Below are 17697 nucleotides of genomic sequence, written 5' to 3' on the forward strand. Positions count from 1 at the left end.
CATCCGGTTTGGAAAAAATTGCAGTAATAGGAGGGGGAAGCTGGGCTTCGGCGCTGGTGAAAATCCTCTCAGAGAATAAATCGCAGGTACACTGGTGGATGCGCAATGAAAACGATGTGCAGCACCTGATCAATTACCGCCACAACCCGCGCTACCTCAGTGGCGTGACCTACGACCTGAACTACGTGAAGCCCTCAACGGACCTGCGCAACGTCGTGGCTGTGGCGGACTGGGTTATTCTGGCTGTTCCTGCAGCTTTTATACAGGAGGCCCTGAGCGGACTGGAGCAGCATGCCCTAAAGGGCAAAGTGCTGATATCTGCCATCAAGGGAATGATCCCGAAGCAGAACATCCTGATCACCGACTACCTGGGCCAGCAATACGGCGTACCGAACAGTCACCAATTGGTCATTGCAGGTCCCTGCCATGCCGAGGAGGTAGCCATGGAGAAGCAGTCATACCTGACCATTGGCTCGTACGATATGCCCACAGCGGAGCGCTTCTGCGAACTGTTGCGTAACCGCTACACGAAAGCCAATCCACTCGAAGACCTGGACGGCGTGGAGTACTGCGCTGTGATCAAGAACATCATCGCGCTGGCCTGCGGTATAGCCCGCGGTCTGAACTATGGTGACAACTTTCAGGCAGTACTCGTATCGAATGCCATGCAGGAGATCGAGCGTTTTCTGCATGCCGTCATGCCGATCCACCGTGACTTGAACGGATCGGCCTACCTGGGCGACTTGCTGGTAACGGCTTACTCGCAGTTCAGCCGCAACCGTACCTTCGGTAACATGATCGGTCACGGCTATACCGTAAAATCGGCGCAGATCGAGATGAACATGGTGGCGGAGGGATACTATGCCGTGCAGAGCATTTACGAGCTGAACAAAAAGCTGAAAGTGGATATGCCGATCACCAAAGCGGTCTACCTGATTTTGTATGAGCGCATCGCGCCGGCTGTCGAGTTTGAGATTTTGAAAGAAAAGCTCACCTAAGTTGAGCTGCCAAATAGCGCGAAAGGCATACCCGGTGGTGTGCCTTTCGCGTTTAAAGCCCAAGCCATTCAGCGGGGCCTGACGCATGAAACAGCATTTCCAGCAAATTGACATCCTAAAGGGACTGGCCATCATTGCCGTGCTTCTGTTGCACTCGCTCTCGCGTGAGCAGTTGGAGACCAGTTACGCGGTCTTTCACATATGGCAGGCGGTTCCGATCTTCATGGTGCTGATGGGTATGAACCTGGGGTTATCCTACGGTAGCAAGACCTTACACTTCGATCAGCTCTATACCTGGCATTATTTCCAAAAGAAAGCCCTGCGCATCATCTTTCCGCTTTTGATCATGTATGGCATCTCGCTGGTGGCGGGCTATGTCTGGGAACAGGTATACGCTTGGAATGTCTATACCCTGGATTGGAAGAACCTGATCGGGGTACTGCCAGTTTCGGGCAAAGGCAATTACTTTATCACACTTTTGCTGCAGTCCCTGTTTGTGCTTCCGCTGATCGGCTATACCTTCAATCGCTGGCCAGTGCGCACGACCTTGGTGTTGGTGCTCACGGAAGTTGCCTTTCAGCTGGTTGCCTATCAGATCGGCTATTTCCAAGAAGATCGCTACCTATACGATGCCGCTCTGTTCCGGTATTTCTCGGCCATTGCCTTGGGCCTGTGGCTCTCCCACCTGATCACCAGACCGGACAATAGGTATAGCTGGCTCCTGTTCCTGGCTGGAATTGCCAGTGGGGTATACCTGTACTTTTATCAATATCAGGGCATCAGTCTTCCTTACTTCAAACCGGAATGGCAGGCGCAGGTGTTTCTTACTTTCCCCTACGCTGCCTTGCTGATCTACCTGGGCATCCTGGCTTTCCCGCAGCAGTCGGACTTTTTAGCTTTCCGGGCCATGGCGACCCTTGGCAAAGCATCATATCACATCTTTCTGGTGCAGGTGCTTTACTTTGGTCTGGTGCAGGACGATACGAACATTGCGCTGAATCTGGCAATATGCCTCGCCGCGGGTTTTGTCTTCTACTGGTCAGAATCCTACTTAAGCAAAATAATATCAAAGTAAAAGCCCATACATCCGCACAATCTTTATACCTTAAGCTATGATTACAAAAGTAACCTGTGCCCTGATCGAGCAGTTTGGTCGCGTACTGATAACCCAGCGCAGCAAAACCATGCCGCAAGCCTTGCTTTGGGAATTCCCGGGCGGAAAAATAGAAGAAGGAGAAACAGAAGAGGCCTGCCTGATACGAGAAATACAGGAAGAGCTGAACCTCAGCATCACCCCGGTGCAGCGGCTTACGCCTGTGGTGCATACCTACGGCGACAAAACCATTGAGCTTATACCTTACATCTGCCAATACAACAAAGGAACGATTGAACCCCAAGAGCACCGGTCTTACCAATGGGTTGTGCCGCAGGATCTGGCCAATTACGAGTGGTGCCCGGCCGACATCCCCATCATGCAGGAGTTTGTGGCACTGGCAGAAAAATAATTTTCTGCATAACAAGTAAAGCCAACCTTTTCACGAAAAGGTCAAATTGCCGTACCTTTGGGGATGGAATTACCACAATCATTTGCGCAGCGCATGAAAGGGCAGCTGGGTCTTGACTATACCCGATTCGAGGAGGCTTTGCATCAACCCGCACCCACCAGTATCCGGCTAAACAGAAACAAGTTGCCGGGACAGCCCAGCCTGCCTCGTATACCCTGGACGGAAACGGGCTTTTATTTACCTGAGCGTCCGCAGTTTACGCTGGACCCGCGCCTGCATGCCGGGGCATACTATGTGCAGGAGGCCAGTTCCATGTTTTTAGAGCAGGCACTCCGCCAACACACAGACCTCAGTCAACCGCTCCATGTACTGGACCTCTGCGGAGCGCCCGGCGGCAAGTCGACTCACATCGCCAGCCTGATCTCACCCGATAGTCTGTTGGTCGCCAACGAAGTGATCCGCAGCCGCGCCAGTATTCTGGCCGAGAACGTGACCAAATGGGGAAGCGGCAATGTGGTGGTGACAAACAACGATCCCCGCGACTTTAGCCGACTACCGGAGTTTTTTGACGTGATGGTGGTGGACGCGCCCTGCAGTGGCGAAGGCATGTTCCGCAAAGACCCGCAGGCCGTGAACGAATGGTCAGACGAGAATGTGAACCTCTGCGCCCAGCGCCAGCAGCGCATCCTGATGGACGTATGGGACTCCCTGCGGCCAGGCGGCCTCCTGATCTACAGTACCTGCACCTGGAATCTGGCTGAGAACGAGCAGAACATCGCCTGGTTGGCCGATCAGGAAAAAGCACAGCCGCTTTCCCTCACGCTGGATCCGGCATGGCGCGTAGAAGCCACTTCGCTCAACGGAGTTTCCGGCTATCGCTTCTATCCGCACCAGGTGCAGGGCGAAGGATTCTTTTTGGCAGCACTTCGCAAAACCGGGGAGTATGAGGCACCACAGCGATCCACGAAAAAGAAGAAGTATAAGCTGGCACTGGCCGGCAAAAAAGAACAGGCCCTGGTCAATGACTGGCTAGTGGAGCCCTACCGGTTCGCCTGGGTACAGCATGGGGAGGTGATCTCCGCTATACCTGAAAATCTGTTTGAAGAACTAGACGAGCTTTACCAGAACATGCACGTAATCTACGCTGGCACCGAGATAGCCGAAGTGAATGGCAAAAAGCTGAAACCACTGCAGGCCCTGGCGCTGTCACAGCACTTTAACAAGGCCGCTTTCCGCACCGAAGAGCTCGTCCTGGAATCGGCCCTGCGTTACCTCCGCAAAGAAGACATCGGCATCAGCGGCAACAGCAACGACTGGATCCTGCTGCAATTTGAAGGTCTGCCGCTTGGCTGGGCCAAACAGGTCGGCAGCCGCCTCAACAACTACTACCCAAAAGAGTGGCGCATCCGCATGGAACTGCCAGGAGTTTTGGAGTTTAAGAGTTGGGGAGTTCGGGAAGTTAGAAAGTTAGAAAGGTAGAAAGGTAGAAAGGTAAAATGTAGCGACGTTTCAGCGTCGCGTCGTTACGCAACATTACCATTTCCTTGTAGGGACAGGTCGCGACCTGTCCGAATCTTGCACAGACATACCTCGAGTTATACCTGTCCTGATCGTTCACAGGCAATCAACCCTGATTATTTCGATAAAAAAACCATGCTATGCAAGACGATTGAATCCGCTTAACATGGTTTTATTGTTATTGACATCCGATTGGCTATTGAGCGGGCAGGTCGAGACCTGTCACTACATCAACTTACTCTACAAACAGCACCAACCCCTTCAAATATTCACCTTCGGGGTGGAAGATGGAGATAGGATGATCGGCGGGCTGGGAGAGGTGGTGCATGATCTTGATACTGCGACCAGCCTCGATAGCAGCTGCCATTACCGTGTTGTTGAACAGGTACTTGTCTACCACCTGAGAGCACGAAAAGGTGAACAGGATGCCGCCCGGCTTGATGCGTTTCATGGCCTCGGCATTCAGACGCTTGTAGCCCATCACGGCATTGTGGCGCACTTTCTGGCTCTTGGCAAAGGCAGGAGGGTCCAGGATGATCACATCGTAGCGGTCTTCCTTGCCTTTCAGGAATTCAAACGTATCAACTGCGAAAGCCTCGTGTCGATCCGGTGCCTGACTCAGTTGGCCGTTTTTGATCGTTAGCTCAATTGCCTTCTTCGACACGTCAACCGAATGCACTTCTTTGGCGCCCGCGTTGAGGGCGTATACGGAGAAGCCACCGGTATAGCAGAAGGTGTTCAGCACTGTTTTGTCTTTCACGTAGCGGGCCAGCAATTCACGGTTTTCGCGTTGGTCGATGAAGAAGCCCGTTTTCTGACCGCTTTCCCAGTCCACAAAGAACTGGTGCTCGTTCTCAGTAGCAATCACACCGCCACTAGATTCACCAAACAGGTAGCCATTCACAGCCTGCACCGGCGACTTGGCCGGAAGTGACTCTGCGCTCTTGTCATAAACTGCTTTCAAATGCGGACCATAGATTTCCTGCAGGCCTTTGGCAACGTGCTCACGCACCGAATACATGCCCACAGAGTGGGTTTGGATCACAGCCGTATCCTTGTACACATCCACAATCAGGCCGGGCACGCCGTCACCTTCGGCGTATACCAGGCGGTAGACATCGGTGTGCGGATTGTCAACCAAACCAAGTCGTTTGCGGTAGTCGTAGGCTTGCTGCACCTTGCTTTTCCAGAAGGTATAGTCCGGCTCGACCTGCTCAAAAGAGAACACGCGCACCGCAATGGAGCCAGGCGCCCAATGGCCTATGCCCAGGAACTCACGCTGGTTGGAGTATACCTCTACGGTGTCGCCTTCTTCCGGCTCCGTTCCTTCAATTCTTTTAATAGCGCCGGAGAAAACCCACGGGTGAAAACGCTTCAATGAGTGTTCTTTTCCTTTGGCCAGGTATAATTTGGTGTATGGCATCCAATATAAATATGATGATTATTTAACGAGCTGTTGTTGAAATGATGCTTGTGCTAAAGCAGTATGGTAGTATGAAAGGCTGGAGACCAGGCAATTTGTTCCGTATAAGACCGGAATTTTAAGTTTGCCATACCTGCAGAATTATAAAAATATATGTATCAGAGAGTTATAATGTAATTACCTGCAAGTCTTTGAGATAGGTATATAGTTTTTGAACAGGCAGGCCGACTACATTAAAATAGGAACCTTCGATCTTCTCGATCCCGATCTTTCCGATCCATTCCTGTATGCCATAGGCACCCGCTTTGTCGAAGGGCTGGTAGTGCTCGATGTAATAGTTGATTTCCTCGTCACTCAGCTTCTTAAAGTATACCCTGGTCGCATCATGGAAGATGGTCTTGGAATTCTTTGTCAGGATACAAACACCAGTGATCACTTCGTGATGGGTTCCGGATAAGGCGCGCAGCATGGCAAAGGCTTCCGAAGCATCGGCAGGCTTGTTCAGGATGCGCTCACCCAGGCAAACGATCGTATCGGCCGTGATCAGTACTTCGTTCTGCAAGTCTGCGGTATAGGCATCTGCTTTGTGGGAGGCCAGAAACTCGGCTACCTGCGCGCGTTGCAGGTGCTCCGGAAAGTCCTCGTTCACTTCCTTCACCCGCACCTCGAAATGGATTCCAAGCCCGGCTAAGAGTTCTTTGCGGCGCGGGGAATTAGAGGCAAGCAGTATCGGACGAGATAAATTCATTTTCTTTGATTGAGCTGAATAAGAATCCGCAGATTGTTTTCGGGTAAAAGAAGGTCGATTTCTGAGGCATGATGGCCCCGCTGTAGCATACCCGCTTCACCTGTTCCATCGACACCTCGTTGGTGATCAGGGCCAGGCGCGCTTTGCCGGAGTCCACCTGGCTGACACAGGCCGTGAAGTTGCGCACATAGCTCAGGCCCGGGTAGTCACGCTGCGCTTCGCGGCCAATTCCCAGCACCTTCTCGAAAACGAAAAAATGCATCACGGTCAGGTCGAGGTCTTTCACTTCCTGGGGCACCGGCCAATCGATCAGGTGGTGCACTTCCGGCTTGAGGCGCAGTTTATAGGCGTTGCCCGACAGGTATAGCCCGAAGGCCCAGTTCTTACCCACGATCACCTCGTTGAGTTCGTAAGCATCCTCTTTGGGTGTCACCACAAAGTAGGCACGCAGGCGCTCCAGAAACTCCTCGTCCGAGAGATCAATATTCTCCAGCACCCGGTGTGTTGGCAGGATGCGCAGGTCGTCGGCCTCGGTGTTGGTGAGGTACATCAGGTGGTAGTTGTAGGCCTCCTTGCCGGTGTGGTTCGGATTGTCGGCCATGCGCTTTTTGCGGTACTCCAGCGAGCCCTCATAGCGATGGTGCCCATCGGCCAGCAGCACCTGACGTGATTCCAGCACCTCCAGGAAGTGCCTGATCACGTCGTGGTCGTGAATCACGGCCAGCACGTCGCGCACACCCTGGTAGTCTTCGGTCACATAAAGCGGCGACTGGATGCTCTCGTCCATGTAGCGCTCCAGTACAAAATCAGGATCGGTATAGAGGCCGTGGGTAGCGCTGGTGTTCATCAGCGTCTTGTCCAGGAGATCGATGCGATCGTTCACCGCACTGGGAATCGTGTTTTCGTGGCGCAGGAGCACGCCTTCGTTCCAGTCGTAGGCTTTGATGTGGCAAATGAAACCCTTGCGGCAGTATTCGCGCTCGTTGCCGGGCAGCCTGAAATACTGGTAATACACATAAATGCCGGGAAGCGGGTCCTGAACGATCGTACCGGTGGCTTTCCATTCCTGCAGCATGTCGGCTGCAGTATCAGCTGGCTTGTCGCCGCGAGGAACCGAGAGGTGGATGCTGTTGATCGGGTTCTGGTACAGCGCCTCCCGCTGTTTTGCTGACACTACATCGAAAAGGGGAGAGGTCAGTTCTTCGATCGACTGGCTCAGCTCTTCTTTGTAACGCCACGCTTTAATGGGTAATATTTCGGCCATCAGGTTTGCTTACAGGTATAGGTACAGCTCTTAGAGGTATAGGTTAATCAGGTATAGGATCAGGGCGCAAGTCGTTTGCGGGTCCATTGGGTATCGGCCTGCTCAAACACAATGCGGTCGTGCAAACGGTTCGGGCGGCCCTGCCAGAACTCGATGCGCTCGGGCTTCAGTACGTAGCCTCCCCAGTGCTGCGGGCGCGGCACTACGTCCAGGTTGGCAAAGTCCTTTTCAAATCTTGCCTCCGCCTGCTCCAGTTCTACGCGACTGTTTATCTCACGGCTCTGAGGCGAGGCCCAGGCCCCGATCTGGCTGCCGCGCGGCCGACTGTGAAAATATACATCCGACACATCGGCTGCCACTTTCCCGATCGTTCCCTCTATACGCACCTGCCGTTCCAATTCAGCCCAGAAAAAGGTGATAGAAGCGTATGGGTTCTCAGCCAGCTGCTGTCCTTTGCGGCTGTCGTAATTGGTGAAGAACACAAAGCCATCCGAAGAGACCTCTTTTAAAAGCACTACCCGCGCCGAAGGCCGGCAGTCGGCCGACACGGTGGACAGCACCAGCGCCGTCGGCTCCAGCACTTCTGAAAGAATGGCTTCGTTGAGCCATACCTTAAACTGGTCGAGCGGGTCGTTGGAGACGGACTCTTCTGTAAGCGCCTGCCGGGAGTAGTTCTTCCGGATAGAGGCAATGTCGTGTTGGAGCGCCATAGCGAATGCGATGATTTGCCCCAAAATTATAAAATAATCGGCTGAGGCTTAAATTTTAATTAATATTGCAATAATTTAAAAATATTTTATAAAATTAGAAGACTTATTTCCAGTGTTGGCAGGCTTTGTGTGGCCGCTGGTTGTTTTTGTCCAGCTAAGGCGTTCTACAGGATTTGTACCCTAATGTGTTGTTTCCGTAAGAAGGTATAAACAGCGATTGCCAGGCCTGCCAGGCCAGAAGTTTATGTAAGGTATAGCAATTAAACCCTGGAGAACAATGGAGGAAGAAAGCGAAAATAAGCCACAAAACGGCAGTATCCTGATATCGGAGCCATACCTGGGCGATCCCAATTTTGAGCGCACCGTGGTTTTGATCTGCAGCCACGTGGAGGGGGAGGGAACGTTTGGGCTGGTACTCAACCGTTTGTCAAACCTTAAGCTGTCTGATGTGGTTGATGTATATAACGATACCTTTGAGGCCGAGCTAGGTATAGGGGGACCGGTGCAGTACAACACCCTGCACTACGTGCACCAGATAGCGGACTTGCCCCAGGCAGTGCAATTGAACGACAACCTGTATTGGGGAGGCGACTTCGAATCCCTGCGTACTTTGATTGGCACCGGCGAGGTAACACCGGCGGATATCAAGTTTTTTCTTGGCTACTCCGGATGGACACCCGGCCAACTGCAGGAGGAGATCGACAAAAATGTTTGGATCGTAAACAACAATGCTGCGAATAAATTATTTAATTTGGAAGCAGATACACTTTGGCGTAACATTCTGCGCCAAATGGGCGGAAAATACAAGGTACTTTCAAACTACCCGGTAGATCCCCGCCTGAACTGACAATAAGTGGACTAAAAACTGAAGTCATGACAACTGATAAACAGCACACCGACGCAAACGGAGCTGAGGCCAACAAGCCCCGGCCACAAGACGAAGCACAAGCCAACGGGCAGCAGGCCTCGTCTCCGATGGATATTGTAGAACAGCGCCTCGCCGAGATCAACGCACAGAAAGAAAGCGCACAGGACAAGCCATCCGAAACAGGTGTGCCCAAAGAAGACCAGCCTGAAATAAACCCAGCACTGGCTTCCGAAGCAGAGACGTCAGAGACAGAAGAAATAACTGAAGCTTTTGCAGAAGCCAACCTCCCTGAGGCTGAAGCACCTGCCACAGAAGCAGCCACTCCAACAGAAACAACGGATACCTCTTCGTCTGCCACCACGACACCTGAGGCAACTGAACCGAACACACCAGTAGCCGCTGCTGATGAGCACCACGACGAAGAAGAATTGGATGAGGATGACCACACGGACTACAGCCAGATGCCCCTGGAGGATCTGCGCAATCATCTGACCCAGCTTCTCAAAGTGCCCGACGCAAAACGCAAGTATAAAAAGATCCAGGAAATCCATCGCCAGTACGAGGATAAGTTTCAGATTGAGAAGGGCCAGGCACTTGACCGTTTCCGACAGGAGGGAGGCACCGAAGAAGACTTTGACTACCATGCGCCCGTAGCGCACACAGAGCTCGAGCAGCTCTACGCCGCTTACCGCGAGGCTCGCTACCAGGACCGACAGCACAGTGAAGAACAGCGTGTTCGCAACCTGGAGCGCAAGCGTGAGCTACTGCAGCAGTTGCGTACCCTGGTAGAATCAGCCGAAACCAAAAACAGCAGCGACGAACTGAAGAAGCTGCAGGGAGAATGGAAGAGCATCGGACCCGTACCACCGGGAGAAGCGCAGGAACTGTGGGATTCGTACCATGCCCTGCTAGACATCTTCTACAACAACCGCAGCATGTTCTTCGAAATGAAGGAGCTGGACAGGCGCCGTAACCTGGATGCCAAAGTGCAGTTGATAGAACGTGCAGAAGCACTTCAGAACGAGCCTTCCATCAACAAAGCCTTGCAGGAGCTGCGCCATTTGCATGAAGAATGGAAGAACATTGGGCCTGTTCCGAACGAGCAGCGTGACGCGATCTGGGAGCGCTTTATTCAGGCTTCTGAAAAAGTGCATGAGCAGCGCCGTTCGTACATGGAGGAGCGCAAGACCATCGAGATGGCCAACCTGGAGAAGAAGCGCGGGCTATTGGCTCGTTTGCAGGAGTTCCAGACCTTTAACACTGACCGCATAAACGAATGGCGTGACAAGACAGACGAGATCCAGAAACTCAAGGAAGAGTGGGACAGCGCCGGTCTTGTACCGAAAGAGTACGCCGAGGAGGTCAACAAAAACTTCTGGGGCAATTACAAGGCGTTCTTCCAGCACAAGAACCAGTTCTTTAAAGGCCTGGATGAGCAGAAAACACAGAACTTGCGCCTGAAGACGGAGCTGTGCGAACAGGCCGAGAGTCTGAAGGAGAGCACAGACTGGAATACGACCAAAGAGAAGATGATCCAGCTTCAGAAGAAGTGGAAGACCATAGGCCGCGTGCCGGATAAGCATTCCGATAAGATCTGGCAGCGCTTCAGAGCGGCTTGCAACGAGTTCTTCGACCGCAAGCAGGCCCAGGAACAGCAGAAGGGAGCCGAAATGGAAAAACTCTCTTCAGAAAAACTGGCCCTTTGCGACCGTATAACAGAAGAGCTGACACAACCCAACACGACGACTTCGCTGGATGATTTCAACAGGATCGTAGCGGAATGGGACACCCTGGATACTGGCAACAAGCGTGTGAACACAAGGGTAGAGGAGCGATTCCTGTCTCTGATGGAGCGGTACCTGGAGCGCGTTCCTGACCTGCCTTATGATGAGCGTATGACCATTGTGGCTCAGCTGCAGGTAGACCGCCTGAAAAACAGTCCGGATGCCTCGCAGAAGCTATACCAGAAAGAACAGACAATTCGTCGCGAGATTGGCCAGTTGCAGAACGACATACAGACCCTGCGCACCAACCTCGACTTCTTTGCCCGTTCCAAGAACGCCGATAAGCTGCGCGAGGAATATGAAGGCCGTATAGAAGACACGCAGAAACGCATCGACATCCTGCAGCGGCAGCTGGCCGCTTTCAGAAGATAAAAAATTTCTGTTTGATACTCAAAAGCTTATCGTAAAAGCGCGAAAAATCCTGTTACGGGTATTTGTATATTAAAAACCTTATTATACCTTTGCAACGCTTTAGAACGATAGGGCAACATAAATAAAGTATCGCCTCCTTAGCTCAGCTGGTAGAGCAACTGACTTGTAATCAGTAGGTCGCTGGTTCGATCCCGGCAGGGGGCTCAACTTTATTTGTACTTTTACCGCCTCCATAGCTCAGCTGGTAGAGCAACTGACTTGTAATCAGTAGGTCGTTGGTTCGATTCCGACTGGGGGCTCTTAAAAGGCTTCAGAGAAATCTGAAGCCTTTTTTGTTTTTATACCCCCCTTATTCCCGCCTAACTGCTCCTCTCAACGTTTTTGGTCCTTAAGGTTCCGGGCTATATATGCTTTATCAAGTTTTATGACTTATTTTGGGGAATCATCCAAGCTCCGAACACATCCTATGCGACTGATTGAAGTAAACACCCCCGAACTGGCCGAAGAGTTTCTTAAAGTACAAGTAAGGCTTTATCGCAAAGACCCGAATTATATCCGCCCGCTTGACAAGGATGTAAACCAGGTGTTCGACCCTAAGAAAAATAAACTCCTGCGCGACGGTGAAGCGATCCGCTGGATTTTAAAGGACGAAGAAGGGGAATCTATTGGCCGGGTGGCCGCTTTCATCAACAAGAAAACTGCGAACTCCTTTGAGCAGCCAACCGGCGGCATGGGTTTCTTTGACTGTATCAACGATCAGCAAGCTGCCAACACACTCTTCGAGGCTTGCCGCCACTGGCTGCAGGAGCGGGGTATGGAGGCCATGGACGGCCCGATCAATTTCGGGGAGCGTGATAAATGGTGGGGACTGCTGGTTGACGGCTTCCTGGAGCCCACTTATTGCATGAACTACAATCATCCCTACTACCAGCAACTGTTCGAGAACTACGGCTTTAAGCTCTACTTCAACCAGTACGTTTACTATCGCACCGTAAACGATCCGCTCACGCCGGAATACCATGATAAGGCGCAGCGCATCCTTTCTGACCCGGACTATACCTTTCAGCATATCGACAAGTCCAACTTGGACAAATACGCTGAGGATTTCCGGATCGTATATAACAAAGGCTGGGTGAAACACGAGGGCGTGAAAGCCATGGGCGAAGCGCAAGCTAAGTCTATTATGAAAGCGCTGAAGCCTGTGCTGGATGAAAAGATCATCTGGTTCGCTTACCACAAAGGAGAGCCTGCCGGATTCTTCATCGCTATACCTGAGCTGAACCAACTCTTCAAATACGTGAACGGAAAACTGGACACATGGGGCAAGATCAAATTTATCTACCACCGCTGGAGAGGGTCTTGCAAGACAATGTACGGCATTGTGTTCGGCATTACGCCGGAGTGCCAGGGAAAAGGCGTGGAGGCCGCCATGGTGGTGTCAGCAGCCAAACTGGTACAAGGCAACCCCAACATACCCTACTATGATCTGCAGATGAACTGGATCGGCGACTTTAACCCAAAAATGATGAAGGTGGTAGAGCAGGTAGGCAGCCGCGTCCTCAAAACGTATGTCACCTATCGCTTCCTCTTCGACCGCGAGAAAGAGTTTAAGCGCGCACCGATCATCAAGTAGGTATGGATTCACTGACGCAGATCGTACTGGGTGCCGCCGTGGGCGAAGCGGTAGCCGGCCGTAAACTGGGCAACAAGGCCCTGCTTTGGGGCGCTATTGCTGGCACCATACCTGATCTGGACGTACTGGCCAATCCTTTGCTGGACATGGTGGGGCAACTGAGCTTTCACCGTTCCATTACGCACTCTTTCTTCTTTGCCGTCATCGCCTCGCCCTTGCTGGGCTGGGTGCTCTGGCGGCTCTACAAAAACGAGCATGCCACCTTCCGGGACTGGACGCTACTGTTTTTCCTGGGCTTCACGACCCATGCCATACTGGATAGCTTCACCACCTGGGGCACCCAGCTCCTCTGGCCTTTCAGCAACTATGGCGTAGCGTTTTACAACATCTTCGTCATCGATCCATTTTACACGGTTCCTTTCCTGATCTGCGTGATTGCTGTGCTGTTCTATGACCGGCGCAATCCCAAAAGGAGGCGCTGGAACAATGCCGGATTGCTTATCAGTTCGCTCTACATCATTTTCTCGTTCGGGGCACAGGCCTATGCTAAAAGCGTTTTCAGGGATAGCCTGGAAGCGCAAGGTATACGTTACGATTCGGAGATCGTGAAAGCCACTCCTATGAACACCCTGCTCTGGTCTATCACAGCGGCAACGGAGGACGGCTATTACAACGGCTTCTACTCCTTGCTGGACCAGGACCAAAACATCAGGTATAGCTTCGAACCCCGCCAGGAACAATTGCTGGACACGTACCGGGGCGATCCGAAAATGGAGCGTCTGCTGCAGATCACCAAGGGCTACCGTGCGGTAGAGGAGGCACCTGAAGGCATTCACATCAAAGACCTGCGTTTTGGTCAGTTTGACGGCTGGCAGGAAGGCAAGGGGCAGTATGTGTTCGTATACCACGTGTGGCGCAAGCAGGATGGCTCCCTCCAATTCGAAGAGATCAACAACCGTCCGAAAATAGACGGTAATTATCTGAAAGCTTATTTGCACCGGATACTGGGTAATAAAAATTAAAGTCAGGCGTATGACATCAGCGAGATGGTTGCTTAGCGGCAAAAAAGCCGTGGTAACGGGTGGCTCCAAAGGTATAGGCGCCGCCGTAGTGGAAGAATTTATCGGATTGGGCGCCGAAGTGCTGGCGGTGGCGCGCAAAGAAGAGGACCTGCAACAGTTGAAGACGAATTTTACGGACGGGTTGGAGGTACTGGTAGCCGATGTTAGCACTGCAGCAGGCCGACAGGCGCTGCTTGACAAAGTGCACTGCCACTGGGGAGCGCTGGATATACTGGTGAACAACGTAGGCACTAACATCCGGAAGCCAACCACCGACTACACAGAGGCAGAATACGATTTTGTGATGAGCACCAACCTGCGCTCTGCCTTCGAACTGAGCCGTAGTTTCTACCCTTTGCTCAAAGCATCCGGACAGGGCAATATCATCCAGATGACTTCCGTGGCAGGGCTGACGCATGTGCGCACCGGTGCTATTTACGGCATGACCAAAGCCGCACTGGTGCAACTCACCAAAAACCTGGCAGGGGAGTGGGCCGCGGATGGGATTCGCGTGAACGCCGTCGCGCCCTGGTACATCAGCACGCCGCTAGCCCAGGCGGTGCTGCAGAACGAACAGTACCTGCACGAAGTACTTGTCAGAACACCGATGCGTGTGATCGGCAAGCCCGAGGATGTGGCAGGTGCCGTGGCCTTTCTTTGCATGCCGGCGGCAGCCTATATCACGGGGCAGACACTGGCAGTTGACGGCGGTTTTACCATAAATGGTTTTCACCCGCTCTAAGCTGCAAAACAGGTATAATTCCAGCTTTTAGGATAGCTAAACTATCCCCTGAAACGCTGGTTTATTAATCCAAATTTCACTACTTTTGTATGATAAGGATACAAGAGCGAAACACCTGTTCCCAGTGCTCTTTTTAACCCGACATGCATGGCAAAAATTAGATTGCTTTTACTCTTTAGCGCTGCTCTGCTGCTTCTGACTGTTTCATCCTGCAAACCGATGTGTCCAATCTCTTCCTGCCAGGTGCGCATGGAGCACTTGCATGGCGAACAGGAGTTTCGCGGCCAACCCATTTACAAAAAGCAGAACCCTAAGATAGGCGAAAAGCTGCCGAAGCAGACAGGGGAGGTGCGCAAGCGCAGCAACGACAAGAGCCAGCGCAAGAATTAACGAATAGTACAGGCTGTTGCCTGATCAGTATATTATCCAACACAAAACTATTATTTAGACCTTGAACATGAACGAAGGCGAACGAATAATACCGATCAACATTGAAGACGAGATGCGCGGTGCATACATCGACTACTCAATGTCTGTTATCATTTCCAGAGCCTTACCCGACGTGAGAGACGGCCTGAAGCCCGTACACCGTCGTGTGCTGTACGGTATGTCCGAACTGGGGGTATCTTATAACAAAGCCTATAAGAAGTCAGCCCGTATCGTAGGAGAGGTGCTGGGTAAGTACCACCCGCACGGTGACTCCTCGGTATACGAGACCATGGTGCGTATGGCACAGGAGTGGTCGCTGCGCTACCCATTGGTAGACGGCCAGGGTAACTACGGCTCGATAGACGGCGACTCGCCGGCTGCGATGCGTTACACGGAGGCCCGCCTCAAGCGCATTGCCGACGAGATCCTGGCTGACCTGGAGAAAAACACGGTGGACTTTGTGCCAAACTTCGACGACTCCCTGAAAGAGCCGTCTGTCATGCCGGCCAAGTTCCCGAACCTGCTCGTGAACGGCACGTCCGGTATCGCGGTAGGTATGGCCACCAACATGGCGCCTCACAACCTGACAGAGGTGATCAACGGAACGATCGCTTACATCGACAACAGAGAGATCACCGTAGCTGAACTGATGCACTACGTGACGGCCCCTGACTTCCCGACAGGTGGTATCATCCATGGTTACGACGGTGTGAAAGCTGCGTTCGAGACCGGGCGCGGTCGGGTGCTGATGCGCGCGCGCGCCAATTTTGAAACGAATTCCGCTGGCAAGGAGCAGATCATTGTAACGGAAATCCCTTACATGGTGAATAAGGCTTCTCTGATCGAGAAGACCGCCGCCCTGATCAACGACAAGAAAATAGAAGGTATATCGGACCTGCGAGACGAGTCGGACCGTGACGGCATGCGCATCGTGTATGACTTGAAGCGCGATGCTATACCTAACGTAGTACTCAACAACTTATACAAGTACACAGCGCTGCAATCTTCTTTTGGTGTCAACAACGTGGCTCTGGTAAAAGGCCGCCCGATGACGCTGAACCTGAAAGAGCTGATTCATTATTTCGTTGAGCACAGACACGAAGTGGTGATACGCAGAACACAGTTTGAACTGGACGAAGCCAGGAAGCGTGCCCACATCTTGGAAGGCTTGCTGATCGCCCTCGACAACCTGGACGAAGTGATCAACCTGATCCGTTCGTCACGCGACCCGGAGATTGCCCGCAATGGCTTGATGGAGCGCTTTGCGCTGTCAGAGATCCAGGCGCGTGCTATTCTTGATATGCGTCTGCAGCGCCTGACCGGCCTCGAGCGCGACAAGATTCAGGCTGAGTATGCGGAGATCATGAAACTGATCGACTACCTGACTTCTGTTCTGAACGACGAAGGCCTGCGTATGCAGATCATCAAAGACGAGTTAAACGAAATAAAAGAGCGCTACGGTGACGGGCGCCGCACCAGTATCGAAGCCTCCACCGGCGACATCTCTTATGAGGACATGATTCCGGAAGAGAGCATGGTGATCACCATTTCGCATGAAGGCTACATCAAGCGCACCTCACTCAGTGAGTACCGAAGCCAGAGCCGTGGCGGTGTAGGCTCAAGAGGCGTGGCCGCTTCTAAGGAGAGCGATTTCACAGAGCACCTTTTCGTGGCCAGCACGCACCACCACATGCTGTTCTTCACGGAGTTTGGCCGTGTGTTCTGGATGAAGGTATACGAGATTCCGGAAGGAGGGAAGACCACCAAAGGACGCGCCATTCAGAACCTGATCAACATTGAGAAAGACGACAAGATCCGTGCCGTCATCAATGTGCGTGACCTCAAGAACCAGGATTTCGTACTGAACCACAACCTGGTCTTCTGTACAGAAAAAGGCACCATCAAGAAGACCGTGCTGGAAGCTTACTCCAGACCTCGTACTAACGGCATCAACGCGATTACGATCAACGAGGGCGACCGTTTGCTGGATGTGCAGCTGACGACCGGCAACAGTGAGATCATCATAGCCCTTAGCTCTGGTCGCGCCATTCGCTTCAACGAAACACAGGTTCGACCGATGGGTCGTAACGCAGCGGGCGTGCGTGCCGTAACACTAGCCGGACCGGACGATAAAGTAGTTGGTATGGTTTGTGTAGAAAACGCAAGCACAGAACTGCTGGTAGTTTCTGAAAACGGATACGGAAAGCGCTCCCTCTTGGAAGAGTACCGCATCACGAACCGTGGCGGAAAAGGCGTAAAAACCCTGAACGTGACTGAAAAGACCGGTAACCTGGTGGCGATCAAAGGAGTGGTCGATACCGATGACCTGATGATCATTAACCGTTCGGGCATTACGATCCGTCTTCGTGTAGCTGACATTCGTGTCATAGGCCGTGCCACGCAAGGGGTACGACTGATCAAACTGACGGAAGGCGACCAGATTTCATCTGTGGCAAAAGTAGAGATGGAGAACGAGGAAGAAGTAGCTGAAGCCCTGATGGAGCAGTCAGAACTGAAACCGGAAGATTCTCTACAGCCTGATACTCAGATAGATCCTGAGGTTGCTGAAGATGAAGTTTAAGCTGTAAATGGAATTTTATTTTATTTATTAATCGTTTAACAAACAAACAAAAACCAATCTC

At 52.3% G+C, this 17697-nt stretch carries 15 protein-coding genes and 2 tRNA genes; 13 read left to right on the plus strand and 4 right to left on the minus strand.

The genetic code is table 11. The features are described from left to right. Positions 1 to 8 precede the first annotated feature (8 nt). The 4 genes from IEV97_RS00315 to IEV97_RS00330 all read left to right on the plus strand — a co-directional run bounded on the left by IEV97_RS00315 (position 9) and on the right by IEV97_RS00330 (position 3982). Positions 9 to 998: an NAD(P)H-dependent glycerol-3-phosphate dehydrogenase gene (locus IEV97_RS00315; RefSeq protein WP_188499528.1), complete on the plus strand. Its 990-nt coding sequence runs from the start codon at positions 9 to 11 to the stop codon at positions 996 to 998. An 85-nt stretch (positions 999 to 1083) separates the two neighbouring features. Continuing rightward, entirely contained in the window at positions 1084 to 2073 is a 990-nt protein-coding gene (locus IEV97_RS00320) for an acyltransferase family protein (protein WP_188499529.1), read from the plus strand. 37 nt (positions 2074 to 2110) lie between these two features. Beyond that, positions 2111 to 2503 (plus strand): (deoxy)nucleoside triphosphate pyrophosphohydrolase, encoded by a 393-nt coding sequence (locus IEV97_RS00325; protein ID WP_188499530.1) that lies wholly within the window; start codon positions 2111 to 2113, stop codon positions 2501 to 2503. A gap of 63 nt (positions 2504 to 2566) precedes the next feature. Beyond that, positions 2567 to 3982 (plus strand): methyltransferase RsmF C-terminal domain-like protein, encoded by a 1416-nt coding sequence (locus tag IEV97_RS00330; protein ID WP_188499531.1) that lies wholly within the window; start codon positions 2567 to 2569, stop codon positions 3980 to 3982. Positions 3983 to 4256: 274 nt separating this feature from the next. Here the strand turns inward: IEV97_RS00330 and IEV97_RS00335 are convergent, their stop codons facing one another. From IEV97_RS00335 to pdxH, 4 genes are all read right to left on the minus strand, one after another. Continuing rightward, entirely contained in the window at positions 4257 to 5444 is a 1188-nt protein-coding gene (locus IEV97_RS00335; protein ID WP_188499532.1) for a class I SAM-dependent rRNA methyltransferase, read from the minus strand. Positions 5445 to 5610: 166 nt separating this feature from the next. Next, positions 5611 to 6192, minus strand: a complete 582-nt coding sequence (locus IEV97_RS00340) for a Maf-like protein (RefSeq protein ID WP_188499533.1) — start codon at positions 6190 to 6192, stop codon at positions 5611 to 5613. Next, a complete protein-coding gene (locus tag IEV97_RS00345) occupies positions 6158 to 7456 on the minus strand; it encodes a DUF1015 domain-containing protein (protein ID WP_188499534.1) in 1299 nt (432 codons plus the stop codon). The genes IEV97_RS00340 and IEV97_RS00345 overlap by 35 nt, the downstream gene beginning before the upstream one ends. Before the next feature lie 59 nt (positions 7457 to 7515). After that, the gene (gene pdxH / locus IEV97_RS00350; protein WP_188499535.1) at positions 7516 to 8166 is read right to left on the minus strand and encodes a pyridoxamine 5'-phosphate oxidase; all 651 of its coding nucleotides are present in this window, start codon (positions 8164 to 8166) and stop codon (positions 7516 to 7518) included. A 277-nt stretch (positions 8167 to 8443) separates the two neighbouring features. Between pdxH and IEV97_RS00355 the strand changes: the two genes are divergently transcribed. The 9 genes from IEV97_RS00355 (at position 8444) to gyrA (ending at position 17636) form a co-directional block, all read left to right on the plus strand. Further along, positions 8444 to 9013 (plus strand): YqgE/AlgH family protein, encoded by a 570-nt coding sequence (locus IEV97_RS00355; RefSeq protein ID WP_188499536.1) that lies wholly within the window; start codon positions 8444 to 8446, stop codon positions 9011 to 9013. A gap of 26 nt (positions 9014 to 9039) precedes the next feature. After that, the gene (locus IEV97_RS00360; RefSeq protein WP_188499537.1) at positions 9040 to 11190 is read left to right on the plus strand and encodes a DUF349 domain-containing protein; all 2151 of its coding nucleotides are present in this window, start codon (positions 9040 to 9042) and stop codon (positions 11188 to 11190) included. Between the two features lie 131 nt (positions 11191 to 11321). Beyond that, positions 11322 to 11394: transfer RNA gene (locus IEV97_RS00365), tRNA-Thr, on the plus strand. 22 nt (positions 11395 to 11416) lie between these two features. Continuing rightward, a tRNA-Thr gene (locus IEV97_RS00370) sits at positions 11417 to 11489 on the plus strand. Between the two features lie 167 nt (positions 11490 to 11656). Continuing rightward, positions 11657 to 12823 carry a hypothetical protein gene (locus tag IEV97_RS00375; RefSeq protein WP_188499538.1) on the plus strand — a complete coding sequence of 389 codons (1167 nt, stop codon included), beginning with the start codon at positions 11657 to 11659 and terminating at the stop codon, positions 12821 to 12823. A gap of 2 nt (positions 12824 to 12825) precedes the next feature. Next, entirely contained in the window at positions 12826 to 13845 is a 1020-nt protein-coding gene (locus IEV97_RS00380) for a metal-dependent hydrolase (RefSeq protein WP_188499539.1), read from the plus strand. Between the two features lie 10 nt (positions 13846 to 13855). Next, entirely contained in the window at positions 13856 to 14626 is a 771-nt protein-coding gene (locus IEV97_RS00385) for an SDR family oxidoreductase (protein ID WP_188499540.1), read from the plus strand. A gap of 147 nt (positions 14627 to 14773) precedes the next feature. Then, a complete protein-coding gene (locus IEV97_RS00390) occupies positions 14774 to 15016 on the plus strand; it encodes a hypothetical protein (protein ID WP_188499541.1) in 243 nt (80 codons plus the stop codon). Between the two features lie 67 nt (positions 15017 to 15083). Further along, positions 15084 to 17636 (plus strand): DNA gyrase subunit A, encoded by a 2553-nt coding sequence (gene gyrA, locus IEV97_RS00395; RefSeq protein ID WP_188500352.1) that lies wholly within the window; start codon positions 15084 to 15086, stop codon positions 17634 to 17636. The last annotated feature ends 61 nt before the right edge of the window (positions 17637 to 17697 follow it).

Origin of the sequence: Pontibacter amylolyticus, from assembly GCF_014638845.1 — a bacterium.
In the GTDB taxonomy this organism is placed as follows: domain Bacteria; phylum Bacteroidota; class Bacteroidia; order Cytophagales; family Hymenobacteraceae; genus Pontibacter; species Pontibacter amylolyticus.

Coding starts and splice junctions, on each gene's coding strand:
- IEV97_RS00325 (WP_188499530.1), top strand. CDS start 2,111: ATGATTACAAAAGTAACCTGTGCCCTGATCGAGCAGTTTGGTCGCGTA.
- IEV97_RS00330 (WP_188499531.1), top strand. CDS start 2,567: ATGGAATTACCACAATCATTTGCGCAGCGCATGAAAGGGCAGCTGGGT.
- pdxH (WP_188499535.1), bottom strand. CDS start 8,166: ATGGCGCTCCAACACGACATTGCCTCTATCCGGAAGAACTACTCCCGG.
- IEV97_RS00340 (WP_188499533.1), bottom strand. CDS start 6,192: ATGAATTTATCTCGTCCGATACTGCTTGCCTCTAATTCCCCGCGCCGC.
- gyrA (WP_188500352.1), top strand. CDS start 15,084: ATGAACGAAGGCGAACGAATAATACCGATCAACATTGAAGACGAGATG.
- IEV97_RS00385 (WP_188499540.1), top strand. CDS start 13,856: ATGACATCAGCGAGATGGTTGCTTAGCGGCAAAAAAGCCGTGGTAACG.
- IEV97_RS00355 (WP_188499536.1), top strand. CDS start 8,444: ATGGAGGAAGAAAGCGAAAATAAGCCACAAAACGGCAGTATCCTGATA.
- IEV97_RS00380 (WP_188499539.1), top strand. CDS start 12,826: ATGGATTCACTGACGCAGATCGTACTGGGTGCCGCCGTGGGCGAAGCG.
- IEV97_RS00390 (WP_188499541.1), top strand. CDS start 14,774: ATGGCAAAAATTAGATTGCTTTTACTCTTTAGCGCTGCTCTGCTGCTT.
- IEV97_RS00335 (WP_188499532.1), bottom strand. CDS start 5,444: ATGCCATACACCAAATTATACCTGGCCAAAGGAAAAGAACACTCATTG.
- IEV97_RS00345 (WP_188499534.1), bottom strand. CDS start 7,456: ATGGCCGAAATATTACCCATTAAAGCGTGGCGTTACAAAGAAGAGCTG.
- IEV97_RS00360 (WP_188499537.1), top strand. CDS start 9,040: ATGACAACTGATAAACAGCACACCGACGCAAACGGAGCTGAGGCCAAC.
- IEV97_RS00375 (WP_188499538.1), top strand. CDS start 11,657: ATGCGACTGATTGAAGTAAACACCCCCGAACTGGCCGAAGAGTTTCTT.
- IEV97_RS00320 (WP_188499529.1), top strand. CDS start 1,084: ATGAAACAGCATTTCCAGCAAATTGACATCCTAAAGGGACTGGCCATC.